The organism is Pseudomonas sp. RIT-PI-a (genome assembly GCF_001187875.1).
Lineage (GTDB): Bacteria > Pseudomonadota > Gammaproteobacteria > Pseudomonadales > Pseudomonadaceae > Aquipseudomonas > Aquipseudomonas coleopterorum.
Map to the genome: position 1 here is coordinate 109,140 of NZ_LGIR01000012.1, position 12,483 is coordinate 121,622.

The 12,483-nt window shown below is 61.4% G+C and carries 14 protein-coding genes and 1 tRNA gene; 11 read left to right on the forward strand and 4 right to left on the reverse strand.

The annotated features are described in order from the left end of the window. Positions 1–39 precede the first annotated feature (39 nt). Positions 40–1,575 carry an EAL domain-containing protein gene (locus AC788_RS06860; RefSeq protein ID WP_049859923.1) on the reverse strand — a complete coding sequence of 512 codons (1,536 nt, stop codon included), beginning with the start codon at positions 1,573–1,575 and terminating at the stop codon, positions 40–42. Positions 1,576–1,662: 87 nt separating this feature from the next. Then, positions 1,663–1,815, reverse strand: a complete 153-nt coding sequence (locus tag AC788_RS21850; RefSeq protein ID WP_167375944.1) for a hypothetical protein — start codon at positions 1,813–1,815, stop codon at positions 1,663–1,665. Positions 1,816–1,955: 140 nt separating this feature from the next. Between AC788_RS21850 and xth the strand changes: the two genes are divergently transcribed. Next, entirely contained in the window at positions 1,956–2,753 is a 798-nt protein-coding gene (xth, locus tag AC788_RS06865) for an exodeoxyribonuclease III (protein ID WP_049859924.1), read from the forward strand. A gap of 4 nt (positions 2,754–2,757) precedes the next feature. On the opposite strand, the gene AC788_RS06870 is transcribed toward xth, so the two are convergent. Further along, positions 2,758–3,855, reverse strand: coding sequence for a 3-deoxy-7-phosphoheptulonate synthase (locus tag AC788_RS06870; protein ID WP_049859925.1), 1,098 nt, complete (start codon positions 3,853–3,855; stop codon positions 2,758–2,760). A gap of 554 nt (positions 3,856–4,409) precedes the next feature. On the opposite strand from AC788_RS06870, the gene AC788_RS06875 reads away from it, so the two are divergent. After that, the gene (locus AC788_RS06875) at positions 4,410–4,853 is read left to right on the forward strand and encodes a GNAT family N-acetyltransferase (RefSeq protein WP_049859926.1); all 444 of its coding nucleotides are present in this window, start codon (positions 4,410–4,412) and stop codon (positions 4,851–4,853) included. A 23-nt stretch (positions 4,854–4,876) separates the two neighbouring features. On the opposite strand, the gene AC788_RS06880 is transcribed toward AC788_RS06875, so the two are convergent. Then, positions 4,877–5,098 (reverse strand): DNA-binding protein, encoded by a 222-nt coding sequence (locus AC788_RS06880; protein WP_049859927.1) that lies wholly within the window; start codon positions 5,096–5,098, stop codon positions 4,877–4,879. An 81-nt stretch (positions 5,099–5,179) separates the two neighbouring features. Between AC788_RS06880 and AC788_RS06885 the strand changes: the two genes are divergently transcribed. The 9 genes from AC788_RS06885 to AC788_RS06925 all read left to right on the forward strand — a co-directional run bounded on the left by AC788_RS06885 (position 5,180) and on the right by AC788_RS06925 (position 12,482). Continuing rightward, a complete protein-coding gene (locus AC788_RS06885; protein WP_049859928.1) occupies positions 5,180–5,563 on the forward strand; it encodes a helix-turn-helix domain-containing protein in 384 nt (127 codons plus the stop codon). Between the two features lie 111 nt (positions 5,564–5,674). Then, positions 5,675–6,319, forward strand: a complete 645-nt coding sequence (gacA, locus tag AC788_RS06890) for a response regulator transcription factor GacA (RefSeq protein ID WP_049859929.1) — start codon at positions 5,675–5,677, stop codon at positions 6,317–6,319. Between the two features lie 2 nt (positions 6,320–6,321). Further along, positions 6,322–8,145, forward strand: a complete 1,824-nt coding sequence (uvrC, locus tag AC788_RS06895) for an excinuclease ABC subunit UvrC (protein WP_049859930.1) — start codon at positions 6,322–6,324, stop codon at positions 8,143–8,145. 32 nt (positions 8,146–8,177) lie between these two features. After that, positions 8,178–8,738, forward strand: coding sequence for a CDP-diacylglycerol--glycerol-3-phosphate 3-phosphatidyltransferase (gene pgsA, locus AC788_RS06900; protein WP_049859931.1), 561 nt, complete (start codon positions 8,178–8,180; stop codon positions 8,736–8,738). 67 nt (positions 8,739–8,805) lie between these two features. Beyond that, positions 8,806–8,881 (forward strand) — tRNA-Gly (locus AC788_RS06905). Positions 8,882–9,219: 338 nt separating this feature from the next. Beyond that, a complete protein-coding gene (locus AC788_RS06910) occupies positions 9,220–9,948 on the forward strand; it encodes a GntR family transcriptional regulator (protein ID WP_049859932.1) in 729 nt (242 codons plus the stop codon). Further along, complete coding sequence (locus tag AC788_RS06915; RefSeq protein ID WP_049859933.1) at positions 9,945–10,706, forward strand: ABC transporter ATP-binding protein; 762 nt, start codon at positions 9,945–9,947, stop codon at positions 10,704–10,706. Before AC788_RS06910 ends, AC788_RS06915 begins: the two co-directional genes overlap by 4 nt. Position 10,707: 1 nt before the next feature. Then, positions 10,708–11,478, forward strand: a complete 771-nt coding sequence (locus AC788_RS06920; protein ID WP_049859934.1) for an ABC transporter permease — start codon at positions 10,708–10,710, stop codon at positions 11,476–11,478. A gap of 20 nt (positions 11,479–11,498) precedes the next feature. Then, on the forward strand, positions 11,499–12,482 hold the full coding sequence (locus tag AC788_RS06925) for an ABC transporter substrate-binding protein (protein WP_049859935.1): 984 nt from the start codon (positions 11,499–11,501) through the stop codon (positions 12,480–12,482). The last annotated feature ends 1 nt before the right edge of the window (position 12,483 follow it).

The window sequence follows — 12,483 nt, forward strand, 5'->3', positions numbered from 1 at the left end:
TCGAGCAGGGTACAACCTGTGCGTTCAGAGGCCGTGCTTTCAACCCTGCCGCAGCGCTCGCTCGAAATCCGTCGGCGGCATGGGTCGGGCAAACAGATACCCTTGCAGGTACTTCACATCGCGTGCCGCCAGGTAGGCGCGCTGCTCCTCGGTTTCCACGCCCTCGGCCACCACTTGCAACCCGAGCTTGGCCGACAGCTCAATGATGCTGTCCAGCACATGCCGCGAAAGGGTGTTGACGCCGATCATGGCCACGAAGCTCTGGTCGATCTTGAGGAGGTCGACCTTGAATTGCTGCAGATAGCTCAGACTCGACTGACCGGTACCGAAATCGTCGATCGCAATGCTCACGCCTAGTCCACGCAGACGGTCGAACAGCCCGTGGATCTCGGCGCAGGGCTGGATCAGCTCACGTTCGGTCAGCTCCAGGGTCAAGGCGATCCGGCCTTGCGGAAAAGCATCGAGGAATGCCTTGCAGTCGTCGAACAACGCCGGGTCCTGGCAATGCCGCGCGGTGACATTGATGCCGACGTGGAAACCCTCCGGCAGGTGATCCAGGCAGGCCGCCAGTTGGTGCGCCGTGCGCTTCATCAGCAGGCGGGTCATGGGCACGATCAATCCACAGTCTTCGGCATAGGGGATGAACAGGTCCGGACGGACCAGGCCTTCGCGCGGATGCTGCCAGCGCATCAACACCTCCACACCGGCCCAGGTGCCCCCCTGGCTGAGCACGATGGGCTGGAAGAAGGGCACGAACTCCCCTGCATCCAGGGCGCGTTGCAGTTCCTGGTAGCGCGATGGAGAGCGGCTCATGGCCCACCGGCAGAGCCCACCGGCAACCGCCGCGATCAGCAGCAGCAGGGCGAACATCCCGATGTACTGTTCACGAATCACGGTCCAGCGGGCTCCGGCCGGGAAGCCACTGACGACGCTGAACGGATAACGCGCAGACTTCAGCTGCGTGTGGGCCACCGCCGACACGGGTGCAGTGCCTTGATGAACCTTGCCATTGGCCTCGATCCAGTTCGGACCCACCTGCAGGGTGATCGCGTTGGCCGAGCCCATCATTCGCAAGGCGTTGGACAAGTGATAGCCGTCGACGGTGCTCAATCCGCTGGCCTGGCCACGGGTGGCACGGTAGATCAACAAGCCGCGGTCAGGTGTCACCGGATTGCCCGCCAGCAGCCACAACTGTCCATCGACGTAGTCGAGCGGGTCCACTGCTTCGCTGACGTCGCCGGACAGCGAGCTGCAATACAGTGTGCCGGCGTCGATCAGGTTCACCGAGCGCACGAAGGGCCGCCGGGTGACCTGATCGAGCAGGGCCGGTTGCACTTGAGCGCACGGTTGGCCGGACAGCGGCAGGACTGCATCGGCGGCTGCCGCCACGTTGTCGAGGATAAGTTCGAATTGCTCGATCGCCAGTTGACTGGTGCGCACAGCCGCCGAGTTCAGCGAACGGTCGGCTTCCCAGCTCAAAATGAGCGCGCCGCAGACCAATGGCACCGCTGCCGCTACCCAGGGCAGCAGCAGACGCGAATATCGGCGTTTGGAAGCGGCGAGTTGCAACGGCATGAAGGCGACAATCCTTGTGCGCGGAGACAGCGGACGGGGAAGTCGCCATCATTTCATGAAAGCGCCTGCAGGGGCAGGCGCGGGTATTTATTTATCCTTGGATTGATCCGGCTTCTGCATCTGCACCGAGGACGGTGTGCCGTCGTTGTTGCCTTTGGTGGTGCTCTTGTCAGCACTGTCGAAACAGCCTTGCAGCAGCGCCAGGCTAAGCACCAGCCCAGCGAATGGAAGCATTTTCATGGTGATCTCCGGTGTTCAAGGCGTACTGGTTTGACTCGGTCGTATCCATTTGGTTGCCTGCCAGGCGCTGTCCTCCCACGACCTATTGCGACTGCGCAAGGTCACATGCAAGGCCAGTCAGTCAAGGGAGCCCGGCACGGATGAAAAAACTCAAGATCGCCACCTTCAACGTCAACGGCATCCGTGCGCATCAGGCCAACCTGATCGCCTGGCTGGAACGCGATCAGCCGGACATCGTGTGTTTGCAGGAGCTCAAGGCAGCCGACAAGGACTTCCCCGCCAGCGCGTTGGAAGCCGTAGGGTACGGTGCCCTCTGGCATGGGCAGTCGTCATGGAATGGCGTTGCTATCCTGGCGCGGGATGCGCAACCCCTGGAGAGTCGTCGCGGCCTGCCCGGCGATCCAGACGAGCAGCAGAGCCGCTACCTGGAGGCGGCCGTGCACGGCGTACTGGTCGGCTGCCTGTACCTGCCCAACGGCAACCCTCAGCCAGGCCCCAAGTTCGACTACAAGCTGGCCTGGTTCGAACGCCTGATCGAGCACGCCAGTACGCTGCAATCCAGCGATCATCCTGTCGTACTGGCGGGTGACTACAATGTAGTGCCCACCGATCAGGACATCTACAGCCCCAAGTCCTGGCTCAAGGACGCCTTGCTGCAACCCGAAAGTCGGGAAGCCTATGCGCGGCTGCTCGAGCAAGGCTGGACCGACGCGCTACGCGCGCTGTACCCGGAAGAGCGCATCTACACCTTCTGGGACTACTTCCGACAGCACTGGCAGAAGAATTCCGGGTTGCGCATCGATCACCTGCTGCTCAACCCGGCACTGGCGCCGTACCTGACGGACGCCGGCGTGGATGCCTGGGTGCGCAACGAGGCACACGCCAGCGACCATGCGCCGACCTGGATCCAGATCGGCACACGCAAGCGCAAGCGCTGATGCTTCAGGCGTCGGCAACCCCGCGCAGGCGCTGGGCGCCCTGACGCAGCAACTGCTCGGTGGCCTCCCAGCCCAGGCAGCCATCGGTGACCGACACGCCATAGCGCATGTGCCCACTGATGGGCTGATTGCCTTCCTGCAAGTGGCTTTCCAGCATGACCGCCACCAACGAACGATCGCCGTCCAGGCGCTGCTGCAGCACATCGTCGAACACCGCTGGCTGACGCAGAGGGTCCTTGCCACTGTTGGCATGGCTGCAGTCGACCATGATCCGCGCTTTCACGCCTGCCTTGGCCAGGTCGTGATGGACTTGAGCGACACTCTGCCGGTCGTAGTTCGGGCCTCGGTGGCCGCCACGCAACACCAGGTGGGTGTCGGGGTTGCCGGTGGTGTCGATCATCGCCGGGTGCCCTTGCGGATCGATACCGAAGTGGCGATGAGCGTGTGCCGCACTGCGCATGGCATCGCAGGCCACGCCTACACTGCCGTCGGTGCCGTTCTTGAAGCCCACCGGGATGCCCAGGCCGCTGGCCAGTTCGCGATGGATCTGCGATTCGGTGGTGCGCGCGCCGATTGCGACCCAGCTCAACAGGTCATCGAAGTAGCCCGCTGCCATTGGCTGCAGCACTTCGCTGGCCAGCGGCAGGCCCAAGGTCAGCATTTCGCGCATCAGGTCGCGGCACAGGGTCAGGCCGCCCGCCATGTCGTCGGTGCCGTCCAGGTAAGGATCGTACGCCAGGCCTTTCCAGCCCACCGTGGTGCGTGGCTTTTCCACGTAGGCGCGCATCACCAGCAGCATCTCGCCGTTGAGCTCGTGGGCCAGCTGGCTCAGGTTGCGGGCGTACTCGAGTGCGGACTTTGGATCGTGCAAGGAACAGGGGCCGACCACCACCAGCAGGCGTGGGTCACGGCCTTCGAGAATGGCGCGGATGGCAAGACGGTGATTTTGTACCTGGGCTGCGAGTGGGTCCGGTACGGGCAGCTGTTGCTTGAGCGCGAAATGGCTGGGCAGGCGATGGGTCGCCGATGTATTGGCGGCGTCCTTCACAGCGTGGGGCTGGACGAGGGTGGTGCGAGGCAGAGCGGTCAGGCTGTTGTTCATGATCAAGTTCCTGGACAGCGGCGGGGTGGTTGCCCGCTTGCGCTGTCCTATCAAGGTGTTCGACAAAGTGCCGGGGAATCTGGACTGAGGGTCATGCCACCCATGAGCGACCGGTCGGAGGCGGCAGGCTGGCCCGAACGGAGGTTGCTAAATCGCCAGAAGTCGCAAGTGTCGAAGCGGTAATAAGTGAAGTAGGTCATGAAGCGTTCCTCGATTCGTGGCGAAAGTGCCGGTAGAAAGATGATGTGCTGTAAAGCGTGAAACCCTGAAAAGCAAAAACCCCCGGTCGGGGAGCCGACCGGGGGTTGAGAATTCTCTGTCAGGCGACCCCTACGAAATGGGCGCCGAGATGGGTATCAGGCGCGCCAGTGGCTAAACCAATACCCAAAATAAAAGCTTACCGGTGCACGCACAGCCGTCATTGCTGCGCAGGTCGCAGGCAAGGATGCAGGGCTGAGGGTGTTGTGCGACATTGTGCATCTCCGGTAGATGGCTGGAGCTTACTTCAGCCGTGGCGAAGGATTCAAGCCCATTCTCGCAGTAGAGACAATTCGATGACTCTGTACCTACGGCCTGCTGCCAATGCCGATCTGCGGTTCGCCCGAGACCTCACTCGGCAGGCGATGCTGCCTTACTACGCTCGGCACGACCTGCTCTGGCTAGACGCCGGCTTCGACCAGGCCTGGCACTGGCGCGATAACCGGGTGATCTGCCGCGAGACGGTATCACTGGGCTACATCAGCCTTTCCAGAGATACCCAGGCCCTGTTCATTCGCGAGTTGCATCTGCTTCCGGCGCATCGTGGGCAAGGCGTGGGTCAATGGGTGCTCGAACAGGTCGCGCTGCTGGCGCGCAGTGAGCGCTTGCCGCGAATACGACTGATGGTGTTCAAGGTCAATCCCGCGCAGCGACTCTACAGCCGCAACGGTTTCGAAGTGGTGGGCGAGCAGGACAGCTTTCTGCGCATGGAGCTTGTCCTGCCCAGACGCGGCCACTGACGGCGTCTCCGGCGTGGCCTCTGTCAGCGCTGGCCAGGCTCCAGCGTGACGGTGATGGTGCCCAGCTTCATGCCCAGTAGCACGGCGACCTTGTGCGCCTCGCCACGCCGTCCTTTCTTGCGTCCGGCCAGCACCTGATAGGTGGTGGCTGGGTCCACGCCATGCTCGCGCGCAAACTCTTGTACCGATTTCCCTTGCTGATCGAGCCAGGCCCTGGCTTGTGCGGCAGTCCGTATACCATGCATAGTTCAAGTCCGTTTTAGATGGTTCAAAGTGGTATTTTTCAGCACCGTTTCGGGTGTTTAGATAAAGGATTATACATTCAAATGACTGGAATCGGTCCCCGGTTAAGGGAAGAGCGCGAGCGTCTGGAGCTCACGCAACGAGAGTTTGGCCAAGTGGGCGGGGTGGAACCCAATGCTCAGGGCAAGTACGAAAATGGTGAAAGATCCCCCAGAGCCGACTACTTGGCGGCTGTTTCGACGATAGGCGTCGACGTTCTGTATGTCGTGCTGGGGCGCCGGACACCCCTCGCCGAGCAGGCACTTAGCGGAGGCGAGGAAAAAGTCCTAGAGACATATCGGATACTTCCTACGTCTGGGCAAGCAGCTCTCAGCAATCTGGCCAACAGCATGGCCGAGATGGCAGCGAACTATTCGGTACGCGGCAGGGTCCAGAAAAAAATAGCGCCTGCAAAGCGTCCTGATTAATTGTCGCATCGACGTGCAACGCCATATCCATGACGCTTTGAGCTAGGTCCAAAGGGGCAATGTTTGCTACTGTGGCGGCATTCCCCGAGACCACTATTACGAGGTGTCCGTTTGATTCGGGTTCTAGTAGTCGACGATCACGACCTGGTCCGTACCGGTATCACGCGCATGCTCGCCGATATCGATGATCTGCAGGTCGTGGGCCAGGCGGAGTCGGGCGAGGGGGCGCTGCAGTCTGCCCGCGATCTCAAGCCGGACGTGGTCCTGATGGACGTCAAGATGCCCGGCATCGGTGGTCTCGAAGCCACGCGCAAACTGTTGCGCAGCCACCCCGATATAAAGGTGGTCGCCGTGACCGTCTGCGAGGAAGACCCATTCCCCACGCGCCTGCTGCAAGCTGGTGCGGCGGGGTACCTGACCAAGGGCGCAGGGCTGGCGGAAATGGTTCAAGCCATTCGCCTGGTCTTCGCCGGTCAGCGCTACATCAGCCCACAGATTGCCCAACAGCTGGCGCTCAAGTCATTTCAGCCACAGACCAGCCATTCGCCGTTCGACCTGTTGTCCGAACGGGAAATCCAGATTGCCTTGATGATCGTTGGCTGCCAGAAGGTCCAGATCATCTCAGATAAGCTCTGCCTGTCGCCAAAGACGGTCAACACCTACCGCTACCGGATCTTCGAGAAGCTTTCCGTGACCAGTGATGTGGAATTGACCTTGCTGGCGGTCCGGCATGGCATGGTAGACACCAACCTTTGACCATGACCGCTCCATTCGATCCCAGTGCCTTTCTTGCCACCTGCAGCGGACGTCCGGGCGTGTACCGGATGTTCGACGACGCCATGCGCCTGCTGTACGTGGGCAAGGCCAAGAACCTCAAGAAGCGTCTTGCCAGCTATTTTCGCAAGACCGTCCAGGCGCCCAAGACGGCCGCGCTGGTGGGCAAGATCCACCAGATCGAAACCACCATCACCGCCAACGAGACCGAGGCGCTGCTGCTCGAGCAGACCCTGATCAAGGAATGGCGGCCGCCCTACAACATTCTGCTGCGTGACGATAAGTCCTACCCGTATGTGTTTCTGTCCGACGGCGAATTTCCACGGCTGAGCATTCACCGGGGCGCCAAGAAAGCCAAGGGTCGATACTTCGGCCCGTACCCAAGCGCCGGGGCGATCCGTGAAAGCCTGAGCCTGCTGCAGAAAACCTTCTTCGTGCGCCAGTGCGAGGACAGCTATTTCAGGAATCGTACGCGCCCCTGTCTGCAGCACCAGATCAAACGCTGCAAGGCACCGTGCGTCAGGTTGGTGGAATCGCCGGAATATGCCGAGGACGTGCGCCATTCGGTGATGTTCCTGGAAGGGCGCAGTAACCAGCTGACCAATGAGCTGTCGGCCAGCATGGAGAAGGCGGCGATGGACCTGCAGTTCGAGGAGGCTGCGCAACTGCGCGACCAGATCGGCCTGCTGCGCCGTGTGCAGGACCAGCAAAGCATGGAAGGCGGCAGCGGCGACGTCGACGTCATCGCCGCTTTCGTCAATCCGGGCGGTGCCTGCGTGCACCTCATCACCGTGCGCAGCGGCAGGGTTCTGGGCAGCAAGAATTTCTTTCCCCAAGTGGGTATCGAAGAGGAGGTCGCCGAGGTCATGTCGGCGTTCCTCTCGCAGTACTACCTGGGCAGTTCCGAGCGCGATCTGCCCAGCGAGTTGATCGTCAATGTCATTCCCGAAGACCACGAAGCGTTGCTCGATGCCCTCGACACCCTGCGTGGGCGCGAGCTGAGCCTCAGCCATCGCGTGCGCGGCACCCGGGCACGCTGGCAGCAGTTGGCGGTGACCAACGCCGAGCAGGCGCTGGGCGCACGCCTCGCCAACCGCCAGCACGTCGCCGCGCGCTTCGATGCGCTGGCCGAGGTGCTGAACCTGGACGAGCCCCCGCAGCGCCTTGAGTGCTACGACATCAGCCACTCCAGCGGCGAAGCCACCGTGGCGTCTTGCGTGGTGTTCGGCCCCGAAGGGCCGATCAAGTCCGACTACCGTCGCTACAACATCGATGGCGTTACCGCAGGCGATGATTACGCGGCCATGCATCAGGCGCTGATGCGGCGCTTCAGCAAGATCAAGGCAGGCGAGGGCAAGCTGCCAGACGTGCTGTTGGTGGACGGTGGCAAGGGCCAGTTGAACATGGCCCGGGACGTCCTCAACGAGCTGGCCATACCCGACCTGATCCTGCTCGGCGTGGCCAAGGGCACGACGCGCAAGGCCGGCTTCGAAACGTTGTACCTCAACGACGTGGCTCACGAGTTCACGCTCAAGGGTGATTCGCCGGCGCTGCACCTGATCCAGCAGATCCGTGACGAAGCCCACCGTTTTGCAATCACCGGTCACCGCGCACGGCGCGGCAAGACCCGACGTACCTCCACCCTTGAAGGGGTGGCAGGCGTTGGGCCAAAGCGCCGTCGCGAACTGCTCAAGCATTTCGGCGGGCTGCAGGAAATCGCCCGCGCCAGCGTCGAAGAAATCGCCAAGGCACCGGGAATCAGTAAAAAGCTGGCAGAGTCGATTTATGCGAACCTGCACAGCGAGTAGAATGCCATCTCACCTTGCAGCCAGTTGTGCCGATGAATATCCCTAACTTGCTTACCGTACTGCGCGTCCTGCTGATACCGTTCTTCATACTGCTGTTCTATCTGCCTTACCATTGGAGCTACATGGCAGCCAGTACGGTGTTCGCGATCGCGGCAGCCACCGACTGGCTGGATGGCTATCTGGCCCGTCGTTGGGAGCAGAGTACGCCGTTCGGCGCCTTTCTCGACCCGGTGGCCGACAAGCTCATGGTGGCAGTGGCGCTGGTGCTGCTGGTGCAGGAGCACGCCAACTTCTGGCTGACGCTGCCTGCAGCCATCATCATCGGCCGCGAGATCGTCGTTTCCGCGCTGCGCGAGTGGATGGCCGAGATCGGCGCCCGAGCTCAGGTGGCGGTGTCGAACATGGGTAAATGGAAGACCGCCGCGCAGATGCTGGCCCTGGTCATCCTGCTGGCCAACCCCAAGGCCGTGACCTTCTGGGTCATCGTCGGCTATACGCTTTTGATCGTCGCCGCCGCGTTGACCCTGTGGTCCATGCTGCAATACCTGCGCGCCGCCTGGCCGCACTTGCGCACGACCGCTGAGAAAAAATAAAACTATTTTTGAATCAAAGGCTTGACGGGGGTCGCCGATTAGATAGAATGGCGCCCGTCAACACGACGCGGGAATAGCTCAGTTGGTAGAGCACGACCTTGCCAAGGTCGGGGTCGCGAGTTCGAGTCTCGTTTCCCGCTCCAAATTGGATCTGCAGGATTTCATGAATTCTGCTGATCATTGAAAAAAGGACCTTCGGGTCCTTTTTTCGTTGCCTCGAAAAAACCCGGCAGGCCGTTCGAAACTCTGCTATCAGCTCCGAGACGACCGTCTACGCTGCTTTTTTCAGACCGTGCCCATCCCTTGCCGACTCACATGCTCACGTCCTACGCACGCTGAGCCGCTCACAATATGCGCTCCCGGCATATTCATAGCCCAAACAAATCGTTCGAGTTCAACCGTAATTGTTTTAGCTTAGCGGCCTCCAGTAAGCCTCACAGACCAACGCTGTGAGCTGCTCACACACTTGGGTAGGTCGTTCATGTCGCTGTCATCCGTCGCGTCGGACATTTGTGTCGATAGTAGCAACCAGGGCGATGCCGCCTATGCGCGCATTCGTCGTGACATCCTGTCGTGCCGCTTGATGCCGGGCGTGAACATCACCGAGCCTGCCTTGATGCAGATGTACGACATCGGCAAGAGCAGCTGCCGCATTGCCCTGACCCGGCTGTGCCACGAACATCTGGTCACGTCGCGTCCACGCAAGGGCTACCAAGTGGCGGCCATCACCGTGAAAGATGTGGAGGAAGTGTTCACGCTGCGTGTGCAACTGGAGCCGTTGGCCGCGCGCTTGGCGGTCGGCAGGGTGGATGTTTCCCGACTCAAAGCGTTGGAGGCGGCCTGCCGGGTCAGGCATCTGACCCCCTTGCCGGACCAGATCGACGTGTTCATGGATGCCAACAAGGCGTTTCATCTGGAGATCGCCCAAGCCACGGGCAACGAGCGATTGCTGCGGACGCTGTCCAGTCTGATGGATGAAATGAGCCGGCTGGTGGCGCTCGGGTTCAACGTGCAGGGCACCAAACCCGAGATCAAGCACGATCACAATGCGCTGATCACCGCGTTTGAGGAAGGCGATGCTAAACGGGTGGAGTCCATTGCCCGCCGGCACATCGAAACCTTCCAGGCCATGACTCTCGAAAAAGTTTATGCCAGCCTTCGCGAAGCCGGAGCGTCACTGCCGATGCTAGCGGCGAGGTTCGCCCGATGAACGCGGCCCTGAATATCGAGCTCGCACCCTCGGCGTTCCGCGCCAGAGGGCTGAACAAGCGCTTCGATAGGCTGCAGGTGTTGAGTGATATCTCTTTGGATGTAGCACAAGGGGAGATCGTCGCCGTGCTGGGTACCTCTGGCTGCGGCAAAAGCACGCTGCTCAACATTCTCTCCGGGTTGCTACCGACCGACCATGGCTCCCTCTCCATCGAGGGGGTGCCCGCCGAGCGTTTTCACGATTGGCAGGCAATTGCCTACATGTTTCAGGAAGATCGCTTGCTGCCGTGGCGGAGTGTGCAGGAAAACATTGCGTTCGGCCTGGAGGCCTCTTCGCTGGGCAAGAGCAGGCGGGCACAGCGGGTAGCGCAAGTGTTGGAACTGGTCGGCCTGGTCCCGTTCGCCAAGGCATGGCCACACCAATTGTCCGGCGGCATGCGCAGCCGGGTCGCTTTGGCGCGCAGCCTGGTGGTGGAGCCGCGGATTCTGCTGATGGACGAGCCGTTCTCCAAACTTGACCCCAGCACTCGCGGGCAGATGCACGACGAGCTGCTGCGCCTGCACGCGCTTACTGGCATGACTGTGGTGTTCGTTACTCATGATGTGGAAGAGGCGGTAGTGCTGGCCGACCGCGTGGTGATTCTCGATCCGCGGCCAGGGCGCGTGCGCGCGGTCAAGTCGCTGACACTTCCGCGGCCGCGTATCCCGACCGATCCTGCGGTGACCGAGCACGTCCGGCAATTGCGGCTGGAGGTCTGAGATGGGACAGGCCAAGGACTATTCCAGCCTTGTATTGCAGCGTCTTGCGCTGCTTGCCGTAGTTGCGGTGGTGTGGTGGTACGCCGCCGGCAGGATGCCGTCGTTCGTACTGCCCGGTCCACAGAAGGTCTTCGCTGCGCTGACTAGCCTGCTGCACAGCGAAACCTTTTTGCATGACGTCGGCGCGACCATGGGGCGGGTTTTCAGCGGGTTTTTCCTTGCAGTGCTAGTGGGCACGCCGCTCGGGCTGGCATTAGGCACAAGCCGCATGCTGGCGCTTTTTTTCGAACCGCTGCTTGCGGTATTCAATACGGTCTCATCGGCCATTTGGGCCATTTTCGCGATCATCTGGTTCGGTATTTCCGATGCCACTACGGTGTTCGTGGTGTTCATGACCGCCATGCCGTTGATCCTCACCAACGTCTGGCAGGGCGCGCAGACGGTGGAGCGGCAATACGTCGAGTTGGCGCAGTCGTTCCGCATGTCGCGCCTGCAGATTCTGTTGAAAATTTCCCTGCCCAGCATCCTCCCTCATTTCTTTGCCGGTGCGCGCCTGGCGTTCGGTTTCGGCTGGCGTGTGTCGCTGGTCGCGGAAACGCTGGGTGCGTCGGACGGCATCGGTTATCGCCTGCGCCAGGCGGCGGACCTGGTGCAAAGCGATCAGGTCTTTGCCTGGACGGTGCTGCTGGTGGCGTTGATGTTGTTGCTTGAAGCCGGGGTCCTCAAACCCCTGGAACGCTGGCTGTTCCGTTGGAAAACCCACAGTCTTTAACTCATAAGGTTGAACCCCAGATGCGCAAATTGATCATCGTCGCCGCGCTTGCCGCGAGCGCTGCGTTGTCGGCTGCTGCCCAAGCGGCGGAGAAAGTCCGGATCGGCTATTGGACCAGCGGCGTCAGCCTGGGTTATGGCTCAGTACTGGAGGCCAAGGATTTCCTCGCCAGGCGCGGCATTGACGCCGAGTTTTTCCACTTTCCCGACGTCAATGCGCCGGTCCGTGCCTTGGCTGCAGGCTCCATCGATCTGGCTTTCGGCGCGCCTTTGGCCGGGGTGTTCAGCTCGGCGGCGGAAGGCGTGCCGATCAAGATCTTCGCCGCGACCCAGCCGGCCGATGTGCAATTCGTAGTGCCCGCCGATTCACCGGTCAACACCCTTGCCGAACTCAAGGGCAAGAAGATCGGCATGTCGCCTGCCGGCTCGTCGGTGGCGGTGATCGCCAGCGCGGTGCTCGAAGGCAATCACGGCATCCGCAGCAACGATTTTTCACTCGTGGGCGCCAACGAGTCGCGGCTTGCGCAGTTCCTCGCTCAGCGCCAGGTGGACGCCGCCGCATTGCGTTCGGTGACCATCGCCCAAGTCGGCGATGAGCTCAAACTCAAGCGTCTGGGCAGCTTTGCCGAGGAATGGAAAACCCTGACCAAAAGCGATGCGGTGCCGTACATCGGTGTCGGCGCGGTCAGCAGCGGGTTGGTCGATGGCCATCCGCAGACCGTGGCGAAGGTCATCGCAGCGCTGCGTGACACCTTGGCCTGGGGTGACGCCCATCCCGATGAAGTGGTCGCGATCCTGAAGAAGAGCGCCAATCTGCCCGACAACGACGCACGGGTCTATGCCGGCCAATGGAACGCGATGAACCGCCTGGCCTTCGAGCCTCAGGACCTGGACACACTGCGTCGCCAGCATCAGGTGTTTGCTGCGGGCGGCCTGATCAAGGGTGACCTGACGCCTGACTTGTTCGCGACCGAGCCCTACGCCCAATCCAAACACCTCAACTGAC